The 26,194-nt window shown below is 71.5% G+C and carries 27 protein-coding genes; 16 read left to right on the top strand and 11 right to left on the bottom strand.

The window, feature by feature from the left end:
* Positions 1 to 12 precede the first annotated feature (12 nt).
* Entirely contained in the window at positions 13 to 480 is a 468-nt protein-coding gene (locus tag ACIQRW_RS02360) for a type II toxin-antitoxin system PemK/MazF family toxin (protein ID WP_403753195.1), read from the bottom strand.
* 145 nt (positions 481 to 625) lie between these two features.
* On the opposite strand from ACIQRW_RS02360, the gene ACIQRW_RS02365 reads away from it, so the two are divergent.
* Both ACIQRW_RS02365 and ACIQRW_RS02370 read left to right on the top strand, forming a co-directional pair.
* Complete coding sequence (locus tag ACIQRW_RS02365; protein WP_403753198.1) at positions 626 to 1,648, top strand: LacI family DNA-binding transcriptional regulator; 1,023 nt, start codon at positions 626 to 628, stop codon at positions 1,646 to 1,648.
* Between the two features lie 55 nt (positions 1,649 to 1,703).
* Positions 1,704 to 1,976, top strand: coding sequence for a hypothetical protein (locus ACIQRW_RS02370; RefSeq protein WP_007451487.1), 273 nt, complete (start codon positions 1,704 to 1,706; stop codon positions 1,974 to 1,976).
* A gap of 160 nt (positions 1,977 to 2,136) precedes the next feature.
* On the opposite strand, the gene trxA is transcribed toward ACIQRW_RS02370, so the two are convergent.
* Positions 2,137 to 2,535 carry a thioredoxin gene (trxA, locus tag ACIQRW_RS02375; RefSeq protein WP_018955724.1) on the bottom strand — a complete coding sequence of 133 codons (399 nt, stop codon included), beginning with the start codon at positions 2,533 to 2,535 and terminating at the stop codon, positions 2,137 to 2,139.
* Between the two features lie 125 nt (positions 2,536 to 2,660).
* Here trxA and ACIQRW_RS02380 point away from each other — a divergent pair, with 125 nt between their 5' ends.
* From ACIQRW_RS02380 to ACIQRW_RS02405, 6 genes are all read left to right on the top strand, one after another.
* Complete coding sequence (locus ACIQRW_RS02380; RefSeq protein WP_403753201.1) at positions 2,661 to 4,106, top strand: dihydrolipoyl dehydrogenase family protein; 1,446 nt, start codon at positions 2,661 to 2,663, stop codon at positions 4,104 to 4,106.
* Between the two features lie 383 nt (positions 4,107 to 4,489).
* A complete protein-coding gene (locus ACIQRW_RS02385) occupies positions 4,490 to 5,488 on the top strand; it encodes an arylamine N-acetyltransferase (RefSeq protein ID WP_403753204.1) in 999 nt (332 codons plus the stop codon).
* Between the two features lie 121 nt (positions 5,489 to 5,609).
* On the top strand, positions 5,610 to 6,260 hold the full coding sequence (locus tag ACIQRW_RS02390) for a type III effector protein (RefSeq protein WP_403753206.1): 651 nt from the start codon (positions 5,610 to 5,612) through the stop codon (positions 6,258 to 6,260).
* A 129-nt stretch (positions 6,261 to 6,389) separates the two neighbouring features.
* Entirely contained in the window at positions 6,390 to 8,306 is a 1,917-nt protein-coding gene (gene htpG, locus ACIQRW_RS02395) for a molecular chaperone HtpG (RefSeq protein WP_403753209.1), read from the top strand.
* A 631-nt stretch (positions 8,307 to 8,937) separates the two neighbouring features.
* A complete protein-coding gene (locus ACIQRW_RS02400; RefSeq protein WP_403753211.1) occupies positions 8,938 to 10,212 on the top strand; it encodes an APC family permease in 1,275 nt (424 codons plus the stop codon).
* Between the two features lie 79 nt (positions 10,213 to 10,291).
* Entirely contained in the window at positions 10,292 to 10,807 is a 516-nt protein-coding gene (locus tag ACIQRW_RS02405) for a DUF4396 domain-containing protein (RefSeq protein WP_403753213.1), read from the top strand.
* A gap of 39 nt (positions 10,808 to 10,846) precedes the next feature.
* Here the strand turns inward: ACIQRW_RS02405 and ACIQRW_RS02410 are convergent, their stop codons facing one another.
* Complete coding sequence (locus ACIQRW_RS02410; protein ID WP_403753216.1) at positions 10,847 to 12,241, bottom strand: NAD(P)-binding domain-containing protein; 1,395 nt, start codon at positions 12,239 to 12,241, stop codon at positions 10,847 to 10,849.
* Positions 12,242 to 12,489: 248 nt separating this feature from the next.
* Here ACIQRW_RS02410 and ACIQRW_RS02415 point away from each other — a divergent pair, with 248 nt between their 5' ends.
* Complete coding sequence (locus ACIQRW_RS02415) at positions 12,490 to 12,861, top strand: ArsR/SmtB family transcription factor (RefSeq protein ID WP_403753218.1); 372 nt, start codon at positions 12,490 to 12,492, stop codon at positions 12,859 to 12,861.
* Positions 12,862 to 12,877: 16 nt separating this feature from the next.
* Positions 12,878 to 13,396: a GNAT family N-acetyltransferase gene (locus ACIQRW_RS02420; RefSeq protein ID WP_403753221.1), complete on the top strand. Its 519-nt coding sequence runs from the start codon at positions 12,878 to 12,880 to the stop codon at positions 13,394 to 13,396.
* A 55-nt stretch (positions 13,397 to 13,451) separates the two neighbouring features.
* Here the strand turns inward: ACIQRW_RS02420 and arsB are convergent, their stop codons facing one another.
* Both arsB and ACIQRW_RS02430 read right to left on the bottom strand, forming a co-directional pair.
* The gene (gene arsB, locus ACIQRW_RS02425) at positions 13,452 to 14,570 is read right to left on the bottom strand and encodes an ACR3 family arsenite efflux transporter (RefSeq protein WP_403753224.1); all 1,119 of its coding nucleotides are present in this window, start codon (positions 14,568 to 14,570) and stop codon (positions 13,452 to 13,454) included.
* Positions 14,567 to 14,875: an ArsR/SmtB family transcription factor gene (locus tag ACIQRW_RS02430; protein ID WP_403753227.1), complete on the bottom strand. Its 309-nt coding sequence runs from the start codon at positions 14,873 to 14,875 to the stop codon at positions 14,567 to 14,569. The genes arsB and ACIQRW_RS02430 overlap by 4 nt, the downstream gene beginning before the upstream one ends.
* 104 nt (positions 14,876 to 14,979) lie before the next feature.
* On the opposite strand from ACIQRW_RS02430, the gene ACIQRW_RS02435 reads away from it, so the two are divergent.
* Positions 14,980 to 15,402 carry an arsenate reductase ArsC gene (locus ACIQRW_RS02435; RefSeq protein ID WP_403753229.1) on the top strand — a complete coding sequence of 141 codons (423 nt, stop codon included), beginning with the start codon at positions 14,980 to 14,982 and terminating at the stop codon, positions 15,400 to 15,402.
* A gap of 38 nt (positions 15,403 to 15,440) precedes the next feature.
* Here ACIQRW_RS02435 and ACIQRW_RS02440 read toward each other — a convergent pair whose 3' ends face one another.
* A complete protein-coding gene (locus ACIQRW_RS02440) occupies positions 15,441 to 16,142 on the bottom strand; it encodes a 2-phosphosulfolactate phosphatase (protein ID WP_403753231.1) in 702 nt (233 codons plus the stop codon).
* Between the two features lie 144 nt (positions 16,143 to 16,286).
* Positions 16,287 to 17,162 carry a LysR family transcriptional regulator gene (locus ACIQRW_RS02445; protein WP_403753234.1) on the bottom strand — a complete coding sequence of 292 codons (876 nt, stop codon included), beginning with the start codon at positions 17,160 to 17,162 and terminating at the stop codon, positions 16,287 to 16,289.
* Between the two features lie 196 nt (positions 17,163 to 17,358).
* Here ACIQRW_RS02445 and ACIQRW_RS02450 point away from each other — a divergent pair, with 196 nt between their 5' ends.
* Positions 17,359 to 18,318 (top strand): EamA family transporter, encoded by a 960-nt coding sequence (locus ACIQRW_RS02450; RefSeq protein WP_403753237.1) that lies wholly within the window; start codon positions 17,359 to 17,361, stop codon positions 18,316 to 18,318.
* On the top strand, positions 18,315 to 19,529 hold the full coding sequence (locus tag ACIQRW_RS02455; RefSeq protein WP_403753240.1) for an MFS transporter: 1,215 nt from the start codon (positions 18,315 to 18,317) through the stop codon (positions 19,527 to 19,529). The genes ACIQRW_RS02450 and ACIQRW_RS02455 overlap by 4 nt, the downstream gene beginning before the upstream one ends.
* Positions 19,530 to 19,603: 74 nt before the next feature.
* On the opposite strand, the gene ACIQRW_RS02460 is transcribed toward ACIQRW_RS02455, so the two are convergent.
* From ACIQRW_RS02460 to ACIQRW_RS02470, 3 genes are all read right to left on the bottom strand, one after another.
* Positions 19,604 to 20,062 carry a PaaI family thioesterase gene (locus tag ACIQRW_RS02460; RefSeq protein WP_403753243.1) on the bottom strand — a complete coding sequence of 153 codons (459 nt, stop codon included), beginning with the start codon at positions 20,060 to 20,062 and terminating at the stop codon, positions 19,604 to 19,606.
* Positions 20,063 to 20,221: 159 nt separating this feature from the next.
* Positions 20,222 to 21,069, bottom strand: a protein-coding gene (locus ACIQRW_RS02465; RefSeq protein ID WP_403753481.1) for an IS5 family transposase whose coding sequence is annotated in 2 segments (ribosomal slippage) — positions 20,222 to 20,724 and positions 20,724 to 21,069 — 849 coding nt in all. Because the reading frame shifts where the segments join, the coding sequence is not laid out codon by codon here.
* Positions 21,070 to 21,100: 31 nt separating this feature from the next.
* Positions 21,101 to 21,394 (bottom strand): hypothetical protein, encoded by a 294-nt coding sequence (locus tag ACIQRW_RS02470; RefSeq protein WP_403753246.1) that lies wholly within the window; start codon positions 21,392 to 21,394, stop codon positions 21,101 to 21,103.
* A 374-nt stretch (positions 21,395 to 21,768) separates the two neighbouring features.
* Here ACIQRW_RS02470 and ACIQRW_RS02475 point away from each other — a divergent pair, with 374 nt between their 5' ends.
* The 3 genes from ACIQRW_RS02475 to ACIQRW_RS02485 all read left to right on the top strand — a co-directional run bounded on the left by ACIQRW_RS02475 (position 21,769) and on the right by ACIQRW_RS02485 (position 25,256).
* Positions 21,769 to 23,346: an amidohydrolase gene (locus ACIQRW_RS02475; RefSeq protein WP_403753248.1), complete on the top strand. Its 1,578-nt coding sequence runs from the start codon at positions 21,769 to 21,771 to the stop codon at positions 23,344 to 23,346.
* A 148-nt stretch (positions 23,347 to 23,494) separates the two neighbouring features.
* Positions 23,495 to 23,713 carry a hypothetical protein gene (locus ACIQRW_RS02480; protein WP_403753251.1) on the top strand — a complete coding sequence of 73 codons (219 nt, stop codon included), beginning with the start codon at positions 23,495 to 23,497 and terminating at the stop codon, positions 23,711 to 23,713.
* A gap of 334 nt (positions 23,714 to 24,047) precedes the next feature.
* A complete protein-coding gene (locus ACIQRW_RS02485) occupies positions 24,048 to 25,256 on the top strand; it encodes an MraY family glycosyltransferase (RefSeq protein WP_403753254.1) in 1,209 nt (402 codons plus the stop codon).
* A 17-nt stretch (positions 25,257 to 25,273) separates the two neighbouring features.
* On the opposite strand, the gene ACIQRW_RS02490 is transcribed toward ACIQRW_RS02485, so the two are convergent.
* A complete protein-coding gene (locus ACIQRW_RS02490) occupies positions 25,274 to 26,161 on the bottom strand; it encodes a glycosyltransferase family 2 protein (protein ID WP_403753257.1) in 888 nt (295 codons plus the stop codon).
* Positions 26,162 to 26,194: the final 33 nt, after the last annotated feature.

The following is a 26,194-nucleotide window of genomic DNA, read 5'->3' on the forward strand; positions in this document are numbered from 1 at the left end:
CCGCCTCGCCGCTCAGCTCCAGCCGTACCGCTCGCGCAGCCGCCCGGCGACCCGGTCGAACCGCTCCCGGTCCAGGGCGCACGCCTCCCGGCGCATCCCGTCCTCGTGGACCCGCAGCACTCGCTCAAGGCCCGCCCAGGACGGCCGCCCCGAGCTGTCCCAGGGGCCCGCGCCCAGCGCCACCCACTCGTGTTCCCGGTCGTGCTGCTTGCTGGAGAGCTGGACGGCGAGCAGCGTGCCCGCCTCCTCGCGGGCCACGACGAGCACCGGCCGGTCCTTCCCCCGCCCGTCGTTCTCCTCGAAAGGCACCCAGGTCCAGACGATCTCACCTGGGTCGGGATCGCCGTCGCGATCGGGGGCGTAGGAGGTACTCACGGGCCCCACGTCGTCGGTGTCGGCCTCCGTCGTGGCGGTCGGCCCGCTGCTGCCGGGCACGTCAAAGGGGTTGTCGGAACGGTACGCGCTGTCGTGGAACGTCATCGCAACACCGTAGAACCTTCACCGCCCGATCCCGGGAGCGGGGCGTCGGGCCGGGGCCGCGGGGCGGCGTTCCGGCCACCGTGACCGGAGCTGCGGGCCCCGGGCCGAAACCCACTCCCACGGGTCTGGAAGACTGCCCGACGCCATGAGCCAGTTACCCAAGCAGCCCGCCGAAGTCTCCGTTCCGACCAGCGCCGATGTCGCGCGCCTCGCCGGAGTGTCCCGGGCCACCGTGTCGTACGTACTGAACAACAACGCCACCGTCCGGATCAGCGAACCCACCCGACGCCGGGTCAGGGAGGCAGCCCTCCAGCTCGGTTACGTTCCGCACGCGGCTGCCCGCAGCCTGCGCGCCGGACACAGCCGTATGGTCCTGCTGCCCTCCGGTCACATACCGGCGGGACCACTGCACCAGTACTTCTTCGAGGAACTCCAGTCCGGGCTGCGCCGCCTGGACTACACCGTCGTCCAGTACGGCAGCGTCGGTCTCACCGCCGACGAGGCGGCCACGGCCTGGGCCGAACTGCGACCCGTCGCCGTCGTCGTACCGCCGGGCATCGCCCTCACCCCCCACGGCACGGGCATCCTGACCCGCTCCGGGGCCAAGGCGGTGATCACCCTGGGCCCCGGCCCGGTGGCCGGAGCGCACGGCCTGGTCATGGACCAACGCCAGGTCGGCGCCAGCGCGGTGGAACACCTGCTGGCCCGCGGCCGTCGCCACATCGGCGTGGTCATGCCCCAGGAACCGGGCCGGGTGCCCTTCTCCGAACCCCGCCTCATCGGGGCACGTCGCGTCGCCGAACCGGCGGGGGCCCGCGTGTGCCCCCTCCCGCTGCGGTACGAGGAGGAGTCCGCTCACCAGCTGGCCGCCCGCTGGCCGGAACTGGGACTGGACGCGGTGTTCGCGTACAACGACGAGTACGCCATGCTGCTGATGCGGGCCCTCCAGGACGCTGGGGTGGCCGTGCCCGCCGACACGGCGGTGATCGGCGCCGACGACTCCCTCATCGGCCGGCTGCTGCGTCCCCGGCTGAGCACGGTCCGGATGGAGCTCGCCATGCCGCAGCCGCTGGCCGAGACGATCGACCGCATGGTCCAGCACCCGGGCGGACCACCGGTCCATCAGGACCTGCTCCGCACCAGCGCCGTGCACCGGGAATCCAGCTGACCGCCTCCGGCGCGACGACATGCGCGACGCACGCCGGATGTCTAGCGTCGGAGGCATGAGCCACCCGCAGAGTTACGAGCTCCTCCTGATCCCCGACCACAGCAGGACGCGGACCGGAGCCCCCGGCCGGCCGATCCGGTCCGCGGTCGTCGCCGCCACCGGCGAGACGGGGGCCTCGGGCTACCCCCGGTACGCGGGCGAGGGCATGGAAGCGGACGTCGACCCGGAGACCCGGACGGTGGAGGCCGTGCTCATCGACGGCGAGGAACTGGACTACGGCATGTCGGTCCGCGTAGCCGGGGCCGAGGGAGAGCGCCCCGCGTCCTGAGAGCGAGAGCGAGAAGGCGAGAGAGCGAGGAGGGGGGCAGGGCGGGAGAACCCTGGCTCGACGCCCGCCCTCGGGCACGACCGAGGGCCCCGACCGCATACACCGTCTCCACGGTGTCGGTCAGGGCCCCAGGGTCGTGCCGTGCGCCGGACGGGCCGGACTACGGGGCCTCCGGCTGCCCCTGGCCCGCCTCGGCCGCCCGCTTCTGCTCCTCGACGGACTTGCGGACCTCGTCCATGTCCAGCTTCCGGGCCTGCCCGATGACGTCCTCCAGGGCAGCCTCCGGCAGTGCACCGGGCTGCGAGAAGACCGCGACGTTGTCGCGGACGATCATCAGCGTGGGAATGGAACGGATCTCGAAGGCCGCCGCCAGCTCCTGCTGCGCCTCGGTGTCCACCTTGGCGAAGACGAGGTCGGGGTGGCGCTCGGAGGCCGAGTCGTAGACCGGCGCGAACTGCCGGCAGGGGCCGCACCAGGAAGCCCAGAAGTCGATCAGAACGAAATCGTTGTCGCTGACGACCTGATCGAAGTTTTCCTTTGTGAGCTCGACGGTGCTCATACGGGGGATACCTCTTCCTCTGCCGGTGGAGTCCAGACGGTCCTGTCCGGCACAACGGTGACTGCACTTGCGCTATTCCGCCTGCCCATGTGGCCGGGGCGCACACCCGCGAGGACACTGTTTCCATGACTGACGCAGGGAAGAACTCCGAGCACTCCGAGTACGACGTAGTGGTCATCGGCGCAGGTCCGGTGGGGGAGAACGTGGCGGACCGGGCCCGCGCCGCCGGGCTCTCCGCAGCGGTGGTGGAGTCCGAGCTGGTCGGCGGCGAGTGCTCCTACTGGGCGTGCATGCCGAGCAAGGCGCTCCTGCGCCCCGTCGTCGCCCGCGCCGACGCCCGCCGGGTGCCGGGACTGAGCGCCGCGGTGCAAGGCCCCCTGGACGTGGAGGCCGTACTCGCCCACCGGGACGCGGAGGCGAGCCATTGGAAGGACGACGGCCAGGTCGCCTGGCTGGACAGCGTCGGAGCGGACGTATACCGGGGTACGGGCCGGCTCGCCGGCCCCCGTGCGGTCACCGTCACGGCCCCCGACGGCACGGAGCACCGGCTCACGGCCCGGCACGCCGTCGCCGTGTGCACCGGCTCCCGGGCCGTGGTCCCCACCCTCCCCGGCATCGAGGAGGCCCGCCCCTGGACCAGCCGCGAAGCCACCAGTGCCAAGGAGGCTCCCGGCCGGCTCGTGATCGTCGGCGGAGGAGTCGTGGGCGTGGAGATGGCGACCGTCTGGCAGGCGCTGGGCTCCGAGGTGACGCTGCTGATCCGGGGCGGCGGTCTGCTCCCGAAGATGGAGCCCTTCGCGGGCGAGCTGATCGCCGACGCGCTCACGGAGGCCGGGGCCCGGATCCGTACGGGCGTCTCGGTCACGGCCGTCCACCGCCCCGCACCGGACGGCCCGGTCACCGTCGACCTGGACGACGGCGACCGTATCGAGGCCGACGAGATTCTCTTCGCCACCGGCAGGGCCCCGCGCACGGACGACCTGGGCCTGGAGACGATCGGCCTCGAACCCGGCTCCTGGCTCACCGTGGACGACAGCTGCCGCGTCGAGGGAACGGACTGGCTGTACGCGGTCGGGGACGTCAACCACCGCGCCCTCCTGACCCACCAGGGCAAATACCAGGCGCGCATCGCGGGCGCGGCGATCGCCGCCCGCGCCGGCAACGGCCCCCTGGAGACCGCTCCCTGGGGCGCCCACGCGGCCACCGCCGACCACACGGCCGTCCCCCAGGTCGTCTTCACCGACCCGGAGGCCGCGTCCGTCGGCCTCACCCTCGCCGAGGCCGAACGCGCGGGCCACCGCGCACGCGCCGTCGACTACGACCTCGCCTCGGTCGCCGGCTCCGGCCTCTACGCCGACGGCTACCGGGGCCGCGCCCGAATGATCGTGGACCTGGACCGCGAGATCCTGCTCGGCGTCACCTTCGTCGGCCCGGGCATCGGCGAACTCCTGCACTCGGCGACGATCGCGGTCGCGGGGGAGGTCCCCATCGCCCGCCTGTGGCACGCGGTCCCGGCGTATCCGACGATCAGCGAGGTGTGGCTGCGACTGCTGGAGACGTACCGCGGTTAAGTCGGGTAGCCGGGTCACGTTGCCGTGACCCGGCTACCCGACTAACGGCTTCTGGCTGTTGCTGGTGGCAGGCGTGCTCTGCATGTGCGGACTGGTGGTGGTGGCGTTGGACGGCATCGGTCCGGGTGAGCGAGCGGCCGTACTGCGAGCCGCGGCTGAAGTGGTGCGGCTGTCCGCGGCGGCCGGCGGGGTCGGTGATCCGCGGGGCGCCGAGCCGGTACGACGAAGTCTCGACGGTGGCCCGCCTGTCCGCGCCCGCTACGTCAAGGGGGACGCGGACGGTGTCCCTGACTCTTGACGCGATGGTGCACCGGATTGGGCACCGAGGCCGCGTGACGCCTGACCGCGAGACGCTTTTCGCCCTGCACCGATGCTGGCGGCGCATGGTGCCGTACGAGAACCTCGACATCCAGCTCGGCCGGCCGGTCAGCCTCGACCCCGACGCGCTGTTCGACAAACTCATACGGCGGCGGCGCGGTGGCTATTGCTACGAACAGAACGCGGGCCTCGCCATGTTGCTGCGCCTGGCCGGGTTCGAGGTGTCGATGGTCGAGGGCGGCGTCATGCGCCAGGCTCGTGGGGATGCGATGTGGGGCAATCACCATGCGCTGATCATCGACCTCGACGGCCGGCAATGGGTTGCCGACGCCGGTATCGGAGACGGGTTCATAGAGCCGCTCCACCTACGCGAAGGGCCCCAGACGCAAGGGAGGTTCACCTTCCGACTGGAGCGACTGGCCTCGGACACCTGGCGCTTCCACCACCACCCGGGCGCGACGATCGTCTCCTACGACTTCCGCCTCCAGCCGCGCGAGCCCGCCGATTTCGCCGCCCGCTCGCACGACCTCTCCACGTCTCCGGAGTCGCCCTACGTCACCACGCTGATACCGCACGGCCCACTGCCGGGCACACCTCGCTGCTGCTGTCGCGGACGGTGCGGCAGTACAGCGCGGACGGCAGAAGTTCCCGGACCATCACGAACGTCGAGGACTTCGCCACAACACTCCGGGAGACATTTCTCGTACCGCTCGAAGACCTCGGACCGGATGGAATCAGCCGACTCTGGGAGAAGACCAGTGCCCAGAACGACCTCTGGCGGACACGCGCCCAGGAGGTCGACTGACACCGAGCAACGGTCTCTGGCATCAGTCGGCACCTCCGGCCCCCGAAGGGACAGTCATGAGGGCTCCGCACCCGCAGAGCCGGGCCGGGAGCTAGCGCGGTCACCACGCGTGCGCCCTCCAGGGGCAGGCAGGCGCCAAGCCGACGCGTTCGCCGCCGGTCAGCTGACGCCCGAATCCGGCGAGGACGGCCGAGGAGGACGTCGTCCCCGACGGGTAGCTGGAGCAGGATCTGCCATCAACATCTGCATCAACATCTGAAACACCTCCAGCAGGTTCGAGCTGTCGCTGCCGATGCGCTGCACTGATCCCGTTGTCATTTGTCGTCCAATGGATGACAATTCTGATGTCGTCGGCCCGCTGACAAGACGAGGGAGGTGCCGTGAACGCAGCAGACCAGCCGAACGCGGCCAGTACCGGCGCCCCCAGCCCGGCGTCCTTCATCGCCGCCGCGGCGGCCCTTGCCGCCACGGAGGACGCCCTGCGCGACGCGCAGCAAAAGTCTCCCGACGCCGTCGGCCCTGGCCCCGAGCAGGCGCTGGCCTCGCTGATGCTGCTGCGGCAGGTGCGCGAGCATCTCGCCGGCTGGGAGACCGGCCTGATCGAAACCGCCCGCAGCGCGGGCGCCAGCTGGGCGGATCTTGCGCGCCCTCTCGGTGTCGCCAGCCGCCAGGCCGCCGAACGCCGCTACCTGCGCGGCCGCCCCGGCGCCGCCGGAACCACCGGCGAGCAGCGCGTGGCGGCCACCCGTCAGGCCAGATCCGCCGACCGCGCCACCGCCAACTGGGCCCGCGCCAACGCCGCCGACCTGCGCCGCCTCTCCGGGCAGATCGCCGCGCTCGCCCATCTCGCGCCCGACGCGCGCTCGGCCCAGGATGCCCTGCATGCCGCTCTCGGCGCCGCCGACGCAGCCGACCTCATCGCCCCTCTGGCCGGCATCCGCCCCTACCTCGACGCCCGCCACGCCGGCCTCGTCGAATCCCTGGATGCCCTGGGCGCCCAGGCGCACAGCCACGCCCCTGGCGATGACTGACTCCCACCACGCAGAGGCACACCATGTGGGTGTGGCCCGGCCCATGCCGAACCACGCCGGTGACGGTCAACGACCCGTCCCGGCCCTGTTCCTATTCCCTTCATGACGTTCCCACAGAAAGAGATCCACATGAGCGGCAGTGTCGAGACGCTGGAATTCCAGGCGGAGACCCGCCAGTTGCTCCGGCTGGTGATTCACTCGATCTACTCGAACAAGGACATCTTCCTGCGCGAGCTGATCTCCAACGCCTCCGACGCCCTGGACAAGCTGCGGCTGGAATCGCTGACCGACTCCAGTCTCGAGATCGAATCGGCTGACCTGCACATTGCCCTGGAAGTCGACCCGGAAGCCCGCACCTTGACCGTCCGTGACAACGGGATCGGCATGACGCGCGAGGATCTGGTGGAGCTGATCGGCACGATCGCCAAGTCCGGCACCGCCGGCCTCCTGGAGAAGATCAAGGAGTCCAAGGACGCCGCGACCGCCGAGAACCTGATCGGGCAGTTCGGCGTCGGCTTCTACTCGGCCTTCATGGTCGCCGACAAGGTCACCCTGCGCACCCGGCGGGCCGGCACCGACACCGGCACCCGGTGGGAGTCCGACGGCGAGGGCACCTACGCCATCCAGGCCGTCGACGGCCTGCCCGTGGGCACCTCGGTCACCCTGCACCTGAAGCCCGCCGACAGCGAGGACGGACGCGCCGACTACCTCTCCGAGCCGAAGATCCGTCAGATCGTCAAGCAGTACTCGGACTTCATCCGCTGGCCCATCCGCATGGCCACCGAGCGCACCGCCAATGATGGCGCGACCACCCGCGAGACCGACACGCTCAACTCGATGAAGGCACTGTGGGCCCGCCCCCGCACCGAGGTGACCGAGGACGAGTACAACGAGTTCTACCAGCAGATCAGCCACGACTGGCTGCCCCCGGCCGAGACGATCCACATGCGCGCCGAAGGCACCTTCGAGTACGAGGCGCTGCTGTTCATCCCCTCGCAGGCGCCCTTCGACCTGTTCTCCCGCGACACCAAGCCCGGCGTGCAGCTGTACGTCAAGCGGGTGTTCATCATGGACGACTGTGAAGCGCTCATGCCGAGCTACCTGCGCTTCGTCAAGGGTGTCGTGGACGCCCACGACCTGTCGCTGAACGTCTCGCGCGAGATCCTCCAGCATGACCGCCAGATTCACGGCGTGCGCCGACGCCTGGTCAAGAAGGTCCTCGGCGCCCTCAAGGACATGCAGTCCAAGGACACCGAGCGCTACGCGAAGGTGTGGGAGCAGTTCGGCCGGGCCCTGAAGGAAGGCCTGGTCGAGGATACGGACAACACCGATGCCCTGCTTCAGCTGGTGTCGGCAGCCTCCACCCACGACCCCGACAGGACCACCACGCTGCGCGAGTACGTCGAGCGTATGAAGGACGGTCAGGACACCATCTACTACCTGACCGGCGAGAGCCGCGCGATGGTGGAGAACTCCCCGCACATGGAAGCCGTCGCCGCGAACGGCTACGAGGTCCTGATCCTCACCGACCCCGTCGACGAGGTGTGGGTCGACCGGGTCTCGGCCTTCGACGGCCACCCCCTGCAGTCCATCGCCAAGGGTCAGGTCGATCTCGGCGAGTCCACCGACGGCGAGAAGGAAGGCGACGCCGCCAAGGCCCAGCGCGAGGAGGACTTCGCCGCCCTGCTGCCGTGGCTGACCACCGCCCTGTCCGAACAGGTCAAGCAGGTCCGCCTGTCATCACGTCTGACCACCTCGGCAGCCTGCATCGTCGGCGACTCCCACGACGTGACGCCGACCCTGGAGAAGATGTACCGGGCGATGGGCCAGCAGATGCCCACCGTCAAGAGGATCTTGGAACTCAACCCCTCACACCCGCTGGTCACCGCCCTGCGCACAGCACACAACGCAGACGCCGACGACCCCGCGCTCACGGAGGTCGCCGAGCTGGTCTACGGCAGCGCACTGCTCGCCGAAGGAGGCGACCTGCCCGATCCGGCCCGCTTCACCCGGCTGCTCGCCGACCGCCTGGCCCGCACCCTGTAGGTACAGGCCCGGCACAGACGCAGCCGCCTGTGTCGGCGTCCCGTACGGGGTGCCGGCGCAGGCGGCTGCGGGGCACGCCGGCGGGAACGCCTCTCCTGCGGGAAGGACGCCGGAAATGCCAGGGGGTGGACACGGTGGAGGCCGGCCCCCTGGGCGCCACACCGTGCGCTCCTGTCCGTGACTGCCGCCCTCCGACTGCCGACCTCCGGTACGCCGGAGTGCGCGTGGTCAGGCGCCCGCGTGGACGTGTGCGGCCCACACCGACGGCAGGTTCGGATACTCCGTCCGCACGGATGACAGGGGCGCTCCCAGGCCGCGGTGTTGAGGAGGTTGGTGCCGGCAGGGGTGACGGCGTGGAGGGCGGTGTTGTGGTGCCGGGTGGTGCGGGAGAGTCCGGCGGTGCGGAGAAGATCGTCTGCGCGTCCGGTGCCCGCTCGGAGGGCGCCTGTGCCTCAGGGGCCTCAGCCCTCGGGGCGCAGGAGGCCGAGCCCCGGCGGGAGGCCGCCGTCCGCCCCGGTGCCCCCGCGATGCCCGCCGCTGTGACCGCTCCCGCCGCGACACCGGCGTGACACGTGATTCGGGTACGGTGCCCGCTGAGTTCGTTCATGGGGTGAGGTGAGAGGGAGCGCGCGTGAGCTCGGTGGATGTCGCAGGGGGCGCGGGCGGATTGCGGCGTCGACTGGGTGTGTTCGATGCGGTGGTGATCGGCCTGGGATCGATGATCGGTGCCGGGATCTTCGTGGCGCTGGGTCCGGCCGCGGAGGCCGCGGGTTCGGGGTTGCTGCTCGCCCTGGCCGTCGCCGCGGTGGTGGCCTACTGCAACGCGACGTCCTCGGCGCGACTGGCCGCCCGCTACCCCCGGTCCGGCGGCGCCTACGTCTACGGCCGCGAACGACTGGGCGACTTCTGGGGCTACTTGGCCGGCTGGGCGTTCGTCGTGGGCAAGACCGCTTCCTGCGCGGCGATGGCCCTCACGGTCGGCGCCTACCTGTGGCCCGGTCAGGAGCGCGCGGTGGCGGTGCTCGCCGTGGCGGCGCTGACCGGGGTGAACTACGCCGGGGTGCAGAAGTCCGCGCGGCTCACCCGGGTCGTCGTCGCGGTGGTCCTGATGGTGCTCGCCGCCGTGGTCCTCGCCGCCCTGACCTCGTCCGGCGCGGACGCCTCGCGGGCGCGTATCGGCTCGGACGCCGGAGTCGGTGGGGTGATCCAGTCCGCTGGGCTGCTGTTCTTCGCCTTCGCCGGGTACGCCCGCATCGCCACCCTCGGCGAGGAGGTGCGGGACCCCGCCCGTACCATTCCGCGCGCCATCCCGATCGCGCTCGGCATCACGCTCGCCGTCTACGGCCTCGTCGCCGGCGCCGCACTGACGGTACTCGGCCCGGGTGGACTGGCGGACGCGACCGCCCCGTTGGCGGACGCCGTACATGCCGCGGGGGCCGGCTGGCTCGTGCCCGTCGTCCGTGTGGGGGGCGCCGTCGCGGCCCTCGGCTCCCTGCTCGCACTGATCCTCGGCGTCTCGCGCACCACCCTGGCCATGGCCCGTGACCGGCACCTGCCGCACGCCCTGGCCGCCGTCCACCCCCGCTTCGGTGTCCCGCACCGCGCCGAACTCGCCGTCGGCGCTGTCGTCGCCGTGCTCGCCGCGACCACCGACGTACGCGGAGCGATCGGGTTCTCCTCCTTCGGTGTGCTGGCCTATTACGCCATCGCCAACGCATCCGCCTGGACGCTCGCCCCCGAGGAGGGGCGGCCGAACCGCCTCATCCCCGCCGTCGGCCTGACCGGCTGCGCGGTCCTCGCCTTCGCGCTGCCCCCGGACGCCGTGATCTCCGGTGCCGCGGTTGTCGTCCTCGGCGCCTCCGTCTTCGGTATCCGAAAGGCGGCGAGCGGCCGTTCGCTCCGCTGACCCGTTATACCTCTGGGGGGTATAACGTGTTGTGGGCGGGGCAGGGGGATCGCACCGGACGGCACGGGAGGCGACGACCATGGACGACGGCACGCATCACTCCGACCACGACCACGACGGCCGGCGGACACAGGCGGGTCATGCCGGACATCGGAAAGGCGGGGCGACGTGGGGGACGGCTGCGAAGGCGACGCTGCACTGCCTCACCGGCTGTGCGATCGGTGAGATCCTCGGCATGGTCATCGGCACCGCCCTGATGTGGGGCAACGTCCAGACGATGGCCCTGGCGATCGCGCTGGCGTTCGTGTTCGGCTACTCGTTCACCCTGTTCGCGGTCCGCAGGGCAGGGCTGGACTTCAGGACCGCGCTGAAGGTGGCGCTGGCCGCCGACACCGTCTCGATCGCGGTGATGGAGCTCGTCGACAACGGCATCATCGCCCTGACGCCCGGGGCCATGGACGCCCATCTTTCGGACGCGCTGTTCTGGACGGCCCTGCTGGGCGGCTTCGCCGTGGCCTTTGTGATCACGACGCCGGTCAACAAGTGGATGATCGGCCGCGGCAAGGGGCACGCCGTGGTCCACGCCTACCACTGACCGTACCCGCACGCCTCCCCGGTGCCGCCGTCAGGTCGGTCAGGAGGAGCAGCAGCCGCCCGCCGCCTCGCCGCCGGCGGGCGCTCCGACACCGAGCGGAACCACGGTGGGTTCGGGTGTCGCGCAGCAGCCTCCGGTGTCGGCCTGGGTGGTGGCCGGGTCGTCGAAGAGGCCTGCCCCGCCGCAAACACCCGTTTCGGGGAGGGTGAGTTCGACGCGGTCGGCCGCTTCCAGGTCGCCGGCGAGGGCGGCGGCCACGGAGCGGACCTGCTCGTAGCCGGTCATGGCGAGGAAGGTCGGGGCGCGGCCGTAGGACTTCATGCCCGCCAGGTAGATCCCGGGTTCCGGGTGGGACAGCTCGCGGTGCCCATGCGGGTAGACGGTGCCGCAGGAGTGCTGGTTGGGGTCGATCAGTGGGGCCAGTCCGATGGGCGCCTGCAGCCGATCGTCCAGACCGAGGCGCAGCTCGTCCAGGAAGCCGAGGTCGGGGCGGAGGCCGGTCAGCACGATCACCTCGTCGACCGCGTCCAGGCGGCGTCCGTCCTCGCCCGCCAGCACGAAGCGGCCGTGGGCGTCGCGTTCGATCGCTTCGGTCCGGAAGCCGGTGACCGCGTCCACGTACCCCTCGTCGACAGCGGCCTTCGCCGCCAGTCCGAGTGCCCCGCGGGCGGGCAGCTGGTCGGCCCCGCCCCCGCCGAAGGTGGAGCCGGAGAGGCCCCGGCGCAGGACCCACACGCCCGTGGTGCCCGTGCCGTCGTCGGACTTCGCGAGGTCGGCGAGGGAGGTGAGGGCGGTGAAGGCGGAGGCCCCGGAGCCGATGACGGCGGTGCGGCGCCCCGCGTAACGGGCGCGGACGGCCGGGTCCTTGAGGTCGGGGACACGGTAGGTGATGCGGTCGGCGGCGGCCTTCTCGCCGAGGGCCGGCAGGCCGTCGGCGCCCGCGGGGGACGGTGTGGACCAGGTGCCGGAGGCGTCGATGACGGCGCGGGCGAAGAGCCGCTCCTCGCGCCCGTCGGCGTGGGCGATGTGCACGACGAACGGCTGCTGGTCGCGGTCGGCGTCCACGATCCGGTCGCGGCCGGCGCGGGAGACGCCGGTGACCCGGGCGCCGAGGCGGATCCGGTCGCCCAGGGCGTCGGCGAGCGGCCGCAGATACTGCTCGGCCCAGTCCCCGCCGGAGGGATACGTGTCCGGGGCGGGCCGGGTCCAGCCGGTGAGGGCCAGCAGCTTCTCGGCGGCCGGGTCGACGACCTCGCCCCAGGTGGAGAAGAGGCGCACATGCGCCCAGTCGCGCACCGCGGCGCCGGCGGTGGCACCTGCTTCCAGGACCAGGGGTTCGATGCCCCGGCCGATCAGGTGGACCGCGGCGGCCAGACCGGTGGGTCCGGCTCCGATCACGACGACGGGCAGTTCGTTGGTGGCGGACGCGTTCACGGCGGCGACTCCTCGCGTGTTTCGACATCTGTCGATGCCTTGTGCGGCCCAGGATGGCACTTGTATCGATGAGCGTCAACATAGACGGGTGTCGAAATTGTGGGGTCGCCCGTGCGGTGCCTCAGGTTCTCGGTGGGGGTGTCAGGGCTGGACCACTCGGCTCGTCGGCCCTCCTGGCTCGCCCTCGGCCGCTCTCGCGCGCGGGTGAACCCCTGCCGCCCTGGTTTGACGTGTGTCAACATAGACGTATGTCGAATGCGAAGGTGCTGCCGCTGATCGAGCCCGCCGGCGGCCGGGGCGTTGTGCCGTGCTGTCCGCCCCTGACCGAGCGCCCGATGACCGCCGACGAGGCGCAGACGGCCGCACGGATGTTCAAGGCGCTCGGCGACCCGGTGCGGCTGCGGCTGTTCTCCGCCGTGGCCTCGCACGAGGGCGGCGAGGCGTGCGTGTGCGACATCTCCGATGTCGGGGTCTCTCAGCCCACCGTGTCCCACCACTTGAAGAAGTTGAAGGAGGCCGGGCTGCTGACGTCCGAGCGGCGCGGCACCTGGGTCTACTACCGGGTCGAACCGTCGGTGCTGGCCGGGATGGGCAGGCTGCTCATGCAGTCGGCCGCCTGACCGTGAGGGTGACGGGATGGAGCGCGCGGTGAGCGGGGCGCCGGGAGTCGTGATCGCGCCGCTGGCCGCGGACCACGCCGAGCAGGTGCTGGCGATCTATCGGTCGGGCATCGACGAGGGCAACGCCACCTTCGAGACCGGCCCGCCCGACTGGCGCAGCTTCGACGCCGCGAAGCTGCCCGGCCACCGCTTCGTCGCCCTCGGCGGGCTCGGTGAGGTCCTGGGCTGGGTGGCGGCCGGCCGGGTTTCGGACCGGTGCGCGTACGCGGGCGTCGTCGAGCACTCCGTCTACGTCGACCCCGCCGCGCGAGGCCGCGGGATCGCTTCCGTCCTGCTGAAGGCCCTGGTCGACTCCACCGAGCAGGCCGGGATCTGGACCATTCAGGCCGGGATCTTTCCGGAGAACACCGCCAGTCTCGCCGTTCACGAGCGGGCGGGTTTCCGGGTCATCGGCATCCGCGAGCGGATCGGGCGCCACCGCGGCGTCTGGCGCGACGTCGTTCTCGTCGAGCGCCGCAGCCCCGCCATCATGTGAGGGTCGGTTCGGCCGCGCCGTCCCGCGTACGACGTCGCGGGGCGCCCGCGCCGCGTCACGGTGCCGTCGTCACCGCATCTGAGGCGAATGTGCGCCGCCAGGCGAGCGCGACGTACACCAGCCCGATCAGCACCGGCACTTCGATGAGCGGGCCGACGACACCGGACAGGGCCTGTCCGGAGGTGACGCCGAAGGTGGCGATGGCCACCGCGATGGCGAGTTCGAAGTTGTTGCCCGCCGCGGTGAACGCGAGCGTGGTGGTGCGGTCGTACGCCAGACCGAGGCTCTTCCCGAGGAGGAAGGTCCCGAAGAACATGATCGCGAAGTAGACCAGCAGCGGCAGGGCGATCCGCGCGACGTCGAGCGGCTGCGAGGTGATCGTCTTTCCCTGGAGGGCGAAGAGGACGACGATCGTGAACAGCAGTCCATACAGCGCCCAGGGCCCGATCTTCGGCAGGAACCGCTGCTCGTAGTGCTCGCGCCCCATCCTCTTCTCTCCGAGGCGGCGGGTGAGGAACCCGGCCAGCAGCGGGACGCCGAGGAAGATGACGACGTTCAGCGCGATGTGCCACACGGAGACGTCCAGACCCTGGCCGTCGCCGAGGTTCATCCAGCGGGGCAGCAGGTCGAGGTAGAACCAGCCCAGCAGGCCGAACGCGAACACCTGGAACACCGAGTTCAAAGCGACGAGGACGGCTGCGGCCTCCCGGTCGCCGCAGGCGAGGTCGTTCCAGATGATGACCATGGCGATACAGCGGGCGAGGCCCACGATGATCAGGCCGGTGCGGTATTCGGGCAGGTCCGGCAGGAAGATCCACGCCAGGGCGAACATGACCGCGGGGCCGACGATCCAGTTGACGACCAGGGAGGAGACCAACAGTCTGCGGTCGCCGGTGACACGGTCGAGCCGGTCGTAGCGGACCTTGGCCAGCACCGGGTACATCATCACCAGCAGGCCGAGCGCGATCGGCAGGGAGATCCCGCCGATCTCGATCTTCGCGAGGGCGTCGTTCATCCCGGGGACGACGCGGCCCAGACCCAGCCCGACGGCCATGGCGAGCAGGATCCACACCGCGAGGTAGCGGTCGAGAGTGGAGAGCTTCCTGACGATCGAGTCGTCCCCGTCCGGGCCGGCGCCCCGGGCCGCGGTAGTGGCGGGCTCGGTGGAGGTCACGGGCAGGCCCTCTTGTTCTCATCGGCGGTACGGGCGGACTCGGCCAGCGAGGCGAACTGCTCCGACAGTCCGGCCAGGACCTCGGGCCTGAGCCGGTAGTAGGTGAAGCGGCCGCACGGCTCGGTCTCCACCAGCCCGGCCTCGCGCAGCACCTTCAGATGGTTGGACAGGTTGGTCTGCTTGGCTCCGGTCTCCTCCACCAGGTGTGTCGTGCAGAGCGTCTCGCGGGCGAGCAGGGTCACGATCTGCAGGCGGAGCGGATCGCCCAGCGCCCGGATCACATCAGGATCGACTGAAGTCAGCATGCGCTGATACTCTCACATCATTGCTCGCTGATACCAGCGGGTGCTGAAGTCATCGGAGTCATCGGCGGCCCGGTTCCGCCGTGCGACGGGAGAGAGCGATCACCATGGCAGAGTCCTCCGGCAAGCCGTCCGTCCTGTTCGTCTGCGTCCACAACGCCGGCCGTTCCCAGATGGCCGCCGCCTGGCTGACCCACCTGGCCGGGGGCCGCGTCGAGGTCCGCTCCGCGGGCTCGAACCCCGGAGACGCCGTCAACCCCGCCGCCGTCGAGGCGATGGCCGAGGTGGGGATCGACATCTCCGCCGAGACGCCGAAGGTACTCACCGTCGACGCGGTCCGCGAGTCCGACGTCTGCGTCACGATGGGCTGCGGCGACACCTGCCCGGTCTTCCCCGGCAAGCGCTACCTCGACTGGAAGCTGGAGGACCCGGCCGGTCGTGGTGTGGCCGCCGTCCGCCCGATCCGCGACGAGATCAGGGCCCTCGTCGAGGGACTGATCGCCGAGATCGCGCCGGGGGCAGCGGCCTGAGGGCTGTCACGCGGGGTTGCTCACGCGGCTGATCCTGATCATGGCGAAGCCTCGTCGCCCGGTGCGGGCACGGCGCACGGGCGGAGGACCATCAACGAGTCCTCCAGCGACGCGACCATGGCGAAGGGGAACCGGTCGAGTTCGAGGCAGAGCGCGACGTCATCCGGATGGGCTCCCTGCCGTACGCCCCCCGTCAGTTCGGCGGCGGCGCGCGACCCGGCGGCACGGCGCAGGAACGGGGTCGCGTCCGGCCCGCCCCCGTTGGTCCTTCGCGCGATGTACTGGGCGCACGCCAGATCCTCCTCGGCGCGCCCCTCCTCGCCGGTGACCACGAACGTGACGGCGTCACAGCCGTGTTGACGCAGGAGCCGAGCCGTCGCGCCCGCCACCACGAAGCCGGCGCACAGCACCAGCGACGCCTCCTTGACCGCCAGGGCGCCGACCGTCCCCGCCGTGGTCTTCTGGACGACGGTCCGTCCACCGAGGTCGAGGGAGCGCAGCAGACCGGGGGAGTTGACGGTGTCGAAGCCGGGTGCGGGCGGACCGTCCTTGAGGGCCACCCAATCGGGATGGCGTGCCTTGAGCGTCAGGACGTCGGCCGGCGACTCGGCCAGGACGATCTTCTCCGCACCTCGGCCGAACGCCCAGGCAGCCACCGTGAACGCCCGCATGACGTCGACCACGACCGCCACGGACGGAGTTTCGGCGAGCTCGGCGATGCCGAGGAAACGAGCTTCCATCCGGCCATGATCGCGTACGTCCCGCCCGGAGCACCCGGTCAGTGAGGCGGCTCACAGCGGCCGTCCTTGAAGGTGAGACCAGCGGCCGCCCGGGAACGTGAGACCAGCGGCCGCGGCGGCCCGGGCCGCCGGAGTGCCCCGCGGTCACTCCGCCTCGATGCCCAGGAGCTCAAGGAAGGCCGCCGCCGCCGAGGTTCGGCTCTCCCTGCCCCAGATCACGTACTCGACGCGGGCCGGCGCGTCCGTGACCTCGATCGTGGTCACTCCGGCGAGGCCGGCGACGTACGCGGGCGGGAGCAGGGCCACACCCAGGCCGGCGGCGACCAAACGGGCCAGGTAGTCGGCGTTCGTCACCTCGAAGGCGACCTCGCGGGTGAGGCCGGCGGCGGCGAAGGCGAGATCGGACTGCGCTCGGCCGGCGGTCTTCGCCGGGAGGTCCACGAACACCTCCGAGGACAGCCGGCGAAGGTCGACCGAGGACTCGCCTGCGAGCGGGTGGTCCTGGGAGACCACGGCGATCAGTCGCTCCCTGGCCAGCTCCCGGGCCTGGACACCCCGGGGCCGGGCCGTGACCGGGATGCCGAGAAAGGCCACCTCGATCTCGCCCCTCCTGACCTGCTCGACGAGATCCTCGCTCGCCCCCACGCTGAGGCTGACCCGGGCCTTGGGGTGGCGCCGGTGGAAGTCCTTGAGGACGGAGGGGAGGTCCACGGCGGCGACGGTGGGGATCAGACCCACCGTGAGGCGCCCGCGCACCTCCCCGACGGCCGCCGCCACTTCGGCCGCGGCCCGCTCCGCCGCGTCCAGGCACTGGCGCGCAGCGGGCAGGAACGCCGCGCCCGCCGGGGTCAACCGGACCCGGCGACTGGTGCGTTCGAAGAGTCTGGCGCCCAACTCCTTCTCCAGGCGCGCGATCTGGTGGCTGAGCGCGGACTGGACGACCAGACAGCGCTGGGCGGCCCTCGTGAAGTTGTTCGTCTCGGCCACGGCGATCACGTACCGCATCTGCTGGAGCTCCATGGATCCATCGTGAATCGAGATTCATCAGGTGACAAGCATGTGTTGGACTCATGGATGGTCCCGGCCCGAGACTGATGACGACCGCACACGGCAGCAGCCCCCTCGGGCCCGATCTCTTCCGTCGGCCACGCGACCGGGGCTTCTCCGGCGCGCCCGAAAGCGGAGCCGCCGTGATCCCCCGTAACTCCGAGGCGAGATGACGAGCAGACAGAACATACGCACGGCCGCCCTGACCGGTCTCGCTCCGGCGGTCTGGGGAAGCACCTACCTGGTCGCCACCGAGCTGTTGCCGCCGGACCGGCCACTCCTGGCGACCACCGTGCGGGCCCTGCCCGGTGGGCTGGTGCTGCTGGCCCTCGGCCGGAGACTTCCCGCCGGTGTCTGGTGGTGGCGTGCGCCGGTCCTGGGCGTTCTGAACATCGGCGCCTTCAACTTCCTGCTCTTCCTCGCCGCCTATCGACTGCCGGGCGGCATCGCCGCCGTGATCATGTCGGCCCAGCCCATGTTCGTCGTGGTCCTCGCCGCCCTCTTCCTCGGCGACTGGGTCAGGGCCCGCCACGCCCTGGCCTGCGCCATGGGCGCCGGGGGAGTGGTGCTGCTCGTCTTCAGGGGCCCGGTGCCGCTCGACGCCCTCGGTGTCCTCGCGGCTGTCGGCGGTGCGCTGTGCATGGCCCTGGGCATCACGTTGACCAAGCGGTGGGACCGGCCGGAAGGCGTCGGCCTGCTCACGTTCACCGGATGGCAACTCACGGCGGGCGGGCTGGTCCTGCTGCCGTTCTGGCTGTCGCTGGAAGGACTGCCGGACGGGCTCACCGGATCGAACGTCATCGGGTTCACCCACCTCATCACCCTGGGCGCGGTCCTGAGCTACTTCGTCTGGTTCCGGGGCATCGAGCGCCTGCCCGCCGTCGCCGTCTCCTTCCTCGCGCTGGGCAGTCCGGTCGTGGCGACCCTGCTGGGCTACCTGGTCAAGGGCGAGACGTTATCCCTCCTCCAGATCGTCGGCATGGCGGTGATCCTCGGTGCGGTCGTGCTCGGACAGCGCCCGCCCCCGGACCGAGGCCCCGCCCCGGCCGACTCCGTGGCCCCCGGGCCGGCACCGGCGCGGCGGGACCTCCGCGAACCACACCCGACCACATCCGGAGAGACGACATGACCGTTCACGAAGAGACGAACCCGCCGGCCACCTCGGGAGAGCCGGTACCACCGGTCCGGGGCTGGCCGGGTGTCGCCGCCATCACCGCCAGCCTGTTCGTCTTCCTCACGACGGAACTGATGCCGATCGGTCTGCTCACCCCGATCGGCGAGAGCCTCGGGGTCTCCGTAGGAGCGGTCGGCCTGATGGTCACGGCGCAGGGTGTCGCGGCCGGTCTCGGAGTGCCGTTCATCGTGGCATGGAGCCGGCGCGTCGACCGGCGTCGGCTGCTGACCGCCCTGCTCGTCGTCCTGGTGATCGGCAACCTGATCACCTCGATCGCCCCGAACTACCCGCTGATCCTGGGCACCCGCCTGGTCATGGGCTTCGCCAGCGGTGTCTTCTGGGCCATCGGCGTCAGCATGGCCATGCGCATCGTCCCGGAAAGGCATGCCAACCGGGCCGCAGCCGTCGTGATGTCCGGCATCTCGGTCGCCACCGTCGTCGGCATCCCGCTCGGCACCCTGCTGGAGAGCGCGGGCGACTGGCGCACCACCTTCCTGATCTGGTCCGGTCTCAGCGCGCTGGTGCTCCTCGCGGTCGCCGTCACGGTCCCGTCGCTGCCGTCGGCCAACGCCGTCCCGGTGCGCGAGGTGTTCGGCCTGCCGTTCAGGAACGTACGGCTGCGCGTGGTCCTGATCATGGTCGTGTTCTTCGTCCTCGGCCATTTCGGCGCGTACACGTTCGTCCGGCCGTACCTGGAACAAGGTGCCTCCGCCACCGCCGGCTTCATCACCGTGGTTCTCGTCGTGTTCGGGATCGGTGGCGCGGTCGGGAACTTCATCGGCGGCCGGACGGTCGAACGGAGCATGCGGGGCAGCTTCGTCGTGGGCGGCCTGATCATGATCGCCGCCCTCGTCCTGCTGCTGACCGTCGGGACCGGCCGTATCGGTGGGATCGTCGCGATGATCCTGTGGGGCCTCGCCTTCGGAGTCGTCCAGCTCAGCCAGATCAACCTGACGCTCTCGGCGGCTCCCGAGGCCTTCGAGGCGACCATGTCGCTCAACACCATGGCCTACAACACTTGTATCGCCCTGGGCGCTCTCATCGGCGGCCTGTTCGCGGACCACGTGGGCGTCACGAGCGTCGTCCTGTTCGGCATCGTGCTGGTCGCCCTCGCCGTGATCGTCGGCGCGGCCACCGGTCGCCGTACGACCACACGGGCGAGCTGATCCTCCCCGGGCCATGACCGGATGCCGCTCGCCCTGGCTCATCGCCCGACCCGGATCGTCAACGGGCCAGGGGCTCATCCGGCGATGCTGTCCACGCGGATCAGGGTCTGCTGGCCGTTCGCGACGAGCTTCCGGGGGCCGTCGGCCAGGACGCCGTAGACCTCCATTTGACAGACGGTCAGGGTGCGGCCGGACCTGAGGACGCTGCCGATCGCCTCGAGGTGGTCACCGGCCGCGGGAGCGAGGAGGTTGATCTTGTACTCGACGGTGAGGACCTCGGACTCCTCGTCGAACAGGGTGAGCGCGGCGTACCCGCCGGCGCTGTCCGCGATGGCGCTGGTGGCGCCCGCGTGGACGTAGCCGTGCTGCTGCGTCACCTCGGGGCGGGCCGGCAGCACGATGTGTACGCGGCCGGGGCCGATGTGGGCGAGGCGCGCGCCGTGGTGGGACATCAGGCCCTGCCGGCCGAAGCTGTCCTGGACGCGTTCGCGCACCGCGGGGGTCGCCGGTTCCCGCTGTATCCGGTCTTCCATGTGCGTGAACTCCTTCGGTTCCGCGTCGTTCCAGCAGCAGGAAGCCGCCGATGGCGATCATCATGGCACCGCTGACGCGGGTTACGGTCCGGGCGGCCGACGGCCGGGTGCTCAGGACCGTGCTGCCAGGACGGCGACGGCTAGGCAGTTTCTCTCGGATCATCGTGCTGACCAGATGAGGATGGCTGCGACGTGGAGTCCGGCCAGGTTGACGGTGGCGGTCTTCTCGTAGCGGGTGGCAATCCCTCGCCACTGTTTGAGGCGGTTGATGCATCGCTCGACGGTGTTGCGCTGCTTGTATGCCTCGCGGTCGAAGGCGGGCGGCCGGCCGCCGTGGCTGCCCCGACGGAGCCGGTGGCCCTGCTGATCGGCTGGGACCGGGATGACCGTCCGAATGCCTCGCCGTCGCAGGTGTTCGCGGATGGCCCGGGAGGAGTACGCCTTGTCGGACAGAACCATGTCGGGCCGAGTCCGGGGACGCCCGACACGGCGGGGGACGCGCAGTCGTGCCACCACTTCAGTGAAGGCGGGCGCGTCGCCGGCCTGTCCGGCCGTAAGTACGAAAGCCAGCGGCCGGCAGTTGCCGTCGGCGGCGAGGTGGATCTTCGTGGTCAGCCCGCCTCGGGACCGGCCGATGGCGTGGTCAGCTGGCTCGTCGGCTGGAGCCCCTTTTTGCGGGCTCCAGCCGCATGCTGATGTGCCCGCACGACCGTGGAGTCGACGGATACCACCCAGCTCAGGCCCTCATCGGCGTCTGCCTGGGCCAGCAGGGTGGTGAACACTCGCTCCCACGTCCCGTCGATCGCCCAGTTCCGCAGACGGCTGTAGGCGCCTTTCCATGAGCCGAACTCCGTAGGCAGATCCATCCATGGAGATCCAGTCCGGTACTTCCAGGCGATTGCGTCGATCATCTGCCGGTGATCACGCCATCTTCCCCCTCGGCGGGGAGTCCGGTCCGGCAACAGGGGCTCGATCCTGGCCCACTGGGCATCGGTCAGCACGCTCAGTACAACGACGGGCCGCCTGTGCCGCAACGCCTCAGAACCCAGCCATGGACTTGTCGAGCACTCCGCCCAGCGCACCGTAGACGCTGCAGCGAACCGTGTGCTTCGCCCCGCGACGCAGCGCGAACCCCACGATGAACGACAACGCGAAGAGACCGCCGAGGACCGTCGCGACGAGCGGGTTGTAGACGAAATACACGAAGCACGCGACTCCGCCCCAGACCAGGATCGGCAGGAGTGAGCCGCGCAGCACCGTCCCGAACCTGATCCGATCCGGCCCCGACGGCAGCACGCGTTCTTGCCACACCTCGATGTGGTTCCTGGTCACACAGTGCTCAGGTCGCATGAAGCCATCACACCACCAACAGCTCGGGTCTCGTGCAGTGATCCTTAAGAAACCGCCTAGGTGGACGACGGCGCAGGCGGTCAGGTGCACCGTGCTGAGCAGGCCGGTCCGCGCGGCGACCGGCCGGCCCGTGGCAGGGTCGATGAACTGCCGGGAGGGGCGTTGAAGGCCGAGTGCGTCAGGCCGTGCCCAGGTCCGACCCGTGCCCGACGCGGGGGACCGATGGTGCCCGCCGTGCCCCGGCGCTACATTCCGGCGGACGGCCGGGGGCTCTCGGCGGCGATGCCCCACAGCCGTACGGCTCCGAGAAGCCTCACGCCCGCACAGCACACCGAACTCCGACGGACGGACTGGCCATGCTCTGTGCGCGACTGACCAACGCGCGCATCCTCACGATGAACCCCCGGCACCCCGTCGCCCACGACCTGGGTATCTGGCGGGGGCGGGTCGTCGGTGTGGACGATGACGTGACATCCCTGCCCGCCCGCGAGGTCGTCGACCTGGACGGCGCCACCGTGCTGCCCGGTTTCATCGACAGCCATGTCCACCTGGCCTGGGCCGGGTTGAAGGCCGGCACGCCGAGCATCGCCCCGTGCGAGCGGGTCGAGGACATCCTCGCCGTGGTGGACGCGGCGGCCCGGCGGCCGGCCCCTCCCGGCGCCTGGGTGGACGTCGCCGGGTACGACCAGCGGGCCCTGGGCCGGCATCTGACCGCCGCCGAACTGGACCGGGTCAGTCACGGCCGCAAGGTCCTCCTGATGCACGACTCCGGGCACGCGTGCGTCGTCAACACCGCCGTGCTGGAGCTCCTGCCGGACGGAACGCCGCACGAGGACGGCTTCCTCGCCGAGAGCGCCATGACCACCGCCCGCCGGCTGCGGCTGCCCTACTCCCAGGAAGAACTGGCCGACGCGATCGAGCTCGCCGCCCGCGGCTGCCTCGACGAGGGGATCACGGCCTGCGCCGAGGCGGGCATAGGCGGCGGGCTCCTCGGTCACAGCCCCGTCGAACTGGGCGCCTATCAACTGCTCCGGGACCGCGGCCGACTGCCCCTGCGGGTCCAGCTCATGGCGTCCGGCGACACCCTGCGCCCCCGCGCCACCCATGCCGACGACGGGTTCCCCCGGGCCCTGGACCTCGGCCTGCGCACCGGGTTCGGCGACGACTGGCTGTCCCTGGGCGCCCTGAAGATCTACACCGACGGCGGGATGATGGCCCGTACGGCGGCGCTCACCTCCCCGTACGAGGGCACGACCGACAACGTCGGCCGTTTCCAGGACGACCCCGGCCTTCTCACCGACCTCATCGTCGACGGCCACCTCGCGGGCTGGCAGCTCGCCGTCCACGCCATCGGCGACCGCGCCGCCGACCTCGCCCTGGACGCCCTGGAGCGGGCCCAGAAGCTGCGCCCCCGCCCGGACGCGCGCCACCGCATCGAGCACGCCGGGCTGATCCGCCCGGACCAGCTGCCCCGGTTCGCCGGGCTCGGCGTGAGCGCCGTGGTCCAGCCCGGCTTCCTGCGCTACTTCGGCGACGACTACGCGACGGTGATGGGGGAGGAGCGGGCCGGCTGGCTGTACCGGGGCCGGGGCTTCCTGGACCACGGGGTCGCCCTCGTCGGCAGCTCGGACCGCCCCGTCACGGACGGTTCGCCGCTGCGGGCGATCCAGTTCATGGTCGAACGCGCCTCCGCGTCGGGCCGTCTCGTCGGCCCCGACGAGGCCGTCACCGTCGACGAGGCGCTGCGGGCCTACACGGTCGCCGGCGCCCACGCCTGCCGCTGGGAGGCGTCGGTGGGCGCCCTCTCACCGGGGATGCGCGCCGACCTGGTGGTGCTGGGCGACGACCCGCACCGCGTGGGCCCCTCGCGGATCGGGGACATCGAGATCGTCGGGACCTTCGTGGACGGCCGGGACGCCCGCATCGCGGGCTGACGCTAGGCTCGGTGCCATGCGTGGGGAGAAGACGGAGAGCGGGTCGAGCGCCGCGTGGGTGGCCGTCGTGTCGTGCGAGAACCTGCCGGGCTGTCCGCGGCCCCCGGCGGCCCTCCGCGCCTGACTGCGGGACCGTGGCGTCGACTGGATGCCCTTCGCCGGGAATCTCGTTCGTATCGATCTCCTTTGCGGCGTCGGCGCGGACGGGCACTGGCGCGGTCAGTACGTCGTCCGGGTCCGCGGGGACGCGCTGCGCGTCCTGGGCCTGCACCCCGATCAGCCCACCGCCGCGGTCGCCGGTCCCTCTCCGCCCCGCTGGTGGCACGCGGCCGCCGAGCGCAACGCCGGACGGGGTCTCGGTTACTGACGGCCCATCCGCCCACGCTCTCCCTCAACTCCGTTCACAAAGAGTCTTGTTGAAGGCTGCCGGGCGGTCGGCCCAGGCCTCCCGGTAGTCGGGTGACAGCCCGGGTGGCAGTCCCGGAGGCGGCCCTGGTGAAGCCCGGCGGCAGAACAATACATCGCTCTTTTCGTGTTATTTAGGATGAATGCGGACATTGGCCCGTAGGTTGGGGAGAAACGCCACCCGAGTGGCGTCCCGTGTCCCCCGACCCGCAATCGGCCCGGGACCGGGCGGCAGGCGTTCCACCGGCCGCCCGGAGTCCCGCGCCGCAGGTCATGAACGAGGAAAGGCAGGGCAGGTGAACGTGCTGGGGATCATCGCCTCCGGTGTGGCCGCGCTGTTCATCACGGTCGCACTCGCCAAGGTCGCCCGCCGTGCGGCGCTCCGCTCCCACGCCCCGGACGAACCGGGCGGACGCGCGCCACGGGCCGCAGCGCTGCGCAGAACGGGCGGAGCGACGGCTGTGCTCGGCGTCGGCCTTGCGGCCGGCGGGGCCCTGTGGCTCGGCGCGGCGGACGACTCCGCCGGCTCCCTCGGGGGGTTGCTCGCCGGGGCCGGGATCGTTGCCGTCCTGGGGCTCGTCCATGACCTGAAGCCGTTCCGGGCCGCCCTCCGCCTCCCCGTCCAGACGGCCGCCGCGATCCTCGTCGTCTGCCTCGCCGGACTGTCACCGGCGGCGGGCGTCCTGGCCGTGCTCTGGATCGTCCTCGTCACCAACGCCTTCGCCCTGCTGGACCACGCCGACGGACTGCTGACCACCGTCGGGCTGGTCACCGCCGCCGGGCTGCTCGCGTGCGCCGCCGTCGGCGGGAGTCCCGCCCTCGCCCTGCTTCCGGCGGCCCTGGTGGCGGGCCTGGCCGGCTTCCTGCTCCACAACTGGCACCCCGCCCGCCTCCGGCTCGGCGCGTCCGGTGCGCAGTTCACCGGATTCGCGCTGGCAGCCTCCGGCGCGCTGATCCAGGCGGCAGCCCCGTCGGGCCGAGCCGCCTGGGCCGCGCTGCCGGTCCTGGCGACGGTGGCCCTCGCCGACACCGCCCTGGTCCTGATCTCCCGCCGCCGCGCCGCGCGTTCCCTGCTGCGCGACACGGACGACCACATCGCGCACCGCCTGCGCCGGGTCCGCGTCACCGTGCCGGGCACGGCGGTCCTCCTGGGCCTGTGGGCGGCTGTGCCGGTCACCACCGCGACACTGGTGTACGCGGAACTGCTGCACCCCGCGCTCCTCCTCCTGCCGCCGGCCGGGACCGTGGCCGCCGTGTTCGGGCTGCTGAGGATTCCGGCGTACGCACCGCTCCGCACGGCCCGACCCCGTACCGTCACCCGGCGCACCACGGCGACCCCCACCGGCGCCGCGATCCCCTCCGCCGCCTCCGCACAGCGTGTCGCGGGCCCGGCTCCCGGGAAGAGGGCGCCTGCCGGCGCCGCCAGGACCGCCGCGGGGCGCCCCACCGTGCCGCCCCCGCCCACCGGCCGGTCCGCCGCCGCGGTGGCCGCTGAGCGCAGCTGAAGCCGCCCGGCCCCTGATCACCCCCGCAGTCGGCCGAGCGTGGCGCGGGCCGCGGCGCGCGCGTACGGGGCGAGCATCAGATATGGCGCCCACGGCCAGGTGTGCCGCAGGCAGTAGACCCACCACGGGCGGAGCGGCAGCTCCTGTACGGAGGCCGCCCGGCGCAGCGCCTCCCGGACGCCGATCCCCGGCTCCCGGGAGCCGGGGGCGTCCGGCCCACCCACGCACTCACCGGCATGCCCCGGGGCGACGAACGCGTTCACGCCTGCCCGCCGCGCCCGGCTGCCGTGGTCGTAGTCGCCCATCCGGTGGCGGAAGACCTTGTCGGGGTCCCCGACGAGGTCGTACACGGCACGGGGCACCAGGACCACGCGCCCGTCGTACGTGTCGCAGGGCTCGGGCCGGTGCTCGCCGGGCTCGACGAGGGTCAGGGAACGGCCCCGCCGGCCGGAGTACACCGTGTCCCCGTACGCGTTCCGCACGGCGCCCACGACGACGGCCCCGGTCCCGGACGCCCCGGCCGTCCGCAGCAGGTTCGCGAGGGCGTCCGGGAAGAGTTCGACCCCGCCGTCGAGCCAGAGCTGATGCGTCCACGAATACGTCGGCCCGCCGGGCGCGCCGCCGAGCGGACCGCCGCCCCCGCCGCCGCTGCGGCTGTTGCGGCTCGCGATGCGCAGCGCCAGGTTGTGGGGCGTGTCCGCGCCCACCGACATCACCTCCACCGCCGGATGCCGCAGCCGGACCGCCTCCGGCGTACCGTCGGTGCTGCCGGTGTCCACGAGATGCACCCCGAGCGTCGTCCCGGCGGGGAGCCCGCGCTGCTCCTCCAGGGCGCGCAGCACGGACAGCGTTCGCGCACGGCGGTCGTGACTCGTCATCAGCACGGCCAGGTGAACGGAGTGCACAGCGGGCTCCTCAGCTCCTAAATATCATCATTC

The organism is Streptomyces sp. NPDC091287 (assembly GCF_044768525.1).
Taxonomy (GTDB): Bacteria; Actinomycetota; Actinomycetes; order Streptomycetales; family Streptomycetaceae; genus Streptomyces.

Bases quoted from the DNA above. Each gene is read 5' to 3' on its own strand.
- ACIQRW_RS02360 (WP_403753195.1), bottom strand. From the start codon at position 480: ATGACGTTCCACGACAGCGCGTACCGTTCCGACAACCCCTTTGACGTG.
- ACIQRW_RS02365 (WP_403753198.1), top strand. From the start codon at position 626: ATGAGCCAGTTACCCAAGCAGCCCGCCGAAGTCTCCGTTCCGACCAGC.
- ACIQRW_RS02370 (WP_007451487.1), top strand. From the start codon at position 1,704: ATGAGCCACCCGCAGAGTTACGAGCTCCTCCTGATCCCCGACCACAGC.
- trxA (WP_018955724.1), bottom strand. From the start codon at position 2,535: ATGAGCACCGTCGAGCTCACAAAGGAAAACTTCGATCAGGTCGTCAGC.
- ACIQRW_RS02380 (WP_403753201.1), top strand. From the start codon at position 2,661: ATGACTGACGCAGGGAAGAACTCCGAGCACTCCGAGTACGACGTAGTG.
- ACIQRW_RS02385 (WP_403753204.1), top strand. From the start codon at position 4,490: ATGGTGCCGTACGAGAACCTCGACATCCAGCTCGGCCGGCCGGTCAGC.
- htpG (WP_403753209.1), top strand. From the start codon at position 6,390: ATGAGCGGCAGTGTCGAGACGCTGGAATTCCAGGCGGAGACCCGCCAG.
- ACIQRW_RS02405 (WP_403753213.1), top strand. From the start codon at position 10,292: ATGGACGACGGCACGCATCACTCCGACCACGACCACGACGGCCGGCGG.
- ACIQRW_RS02415 (WP_403753218.1), top strand. From the start codon at position 12,490: ATGTCGAATGCGAAGGTGCTGCCGCTGATCGAGCCCGCCGGCGGCCGG.
- ACIQRW_RS02420 (WP_403753221.1), top strand. From the start codon at position 12,878: ATGGAGCGCGCGGTGAGCGGGGCGCCGGGAGTCGTGATCGCGCCGCTG.
- ACIQRW_RS02430 (WP_403753227.1), bottom strand. From the start codon at position 14,875: ATGCTGACTTCAGTCGATCCTGATGTGATCCGGGCGCTGGGCGATCCG.
- ACIQRW_RS02435 (WP_403753229.1), top strand. From the start codon at position 14,980: ATGGCAGAGTCCTCCGGCAAGCCGTCCGTCCTGTTCGTCTGCGTCCAC.
- ACIQRW_RS02440 (WP_403753231.1), bottom strand. From the start codon at position 16,142: ATGGAAGCTCGTTTCCTCGGCATCGCCGAGCTCGCCGAAACTCCGTCC.
- ACIQRW_RS02445 (WP_403753234.1), bottom strand. From the start codon at position 17,162: ATGGAGCTCCAGCAGATGCGGTACGTGATCGCCGTGGCCGAGACGAAC.
- ACIQRW_RS02450 (WP_403753237.1), top strand. From the start codon at position 17,359: ATGACGAGCAGACAGAACATACGCACGGCCGCCCTGACCGGTCTCGCT.
- ACIQRW_RS02455 (WP_403753240.1), top strand. From the start codon at position 18,315: ATGACCGTTCACGAAGAGACGAACCCGCCGGCCACCTCGGGAGAGCCG.
- ACIQRW_RS02460 (WP_403753243.1), bottom strand. From the start codon at position 20,062: ATGGAAGACCGGATACAGCGGGAACCGGCGACCCCCGCGGTGCGCGAA.
- ACIQRW_RS02475 (WP_403753248.1), top strand. From the start codon at position 21,769: ATGCTCTGTGCGCGACTGACCAACGCGCGCATCCTCACGATGAACCCC.
- ACIQRW_RS02480 (WP_403753251.1), top strand. From the start codon at position 23,495: ATGCCCTTCGCCGGGAATCTCGTTCGTATCGATCTCCTTTGCGGCGTC.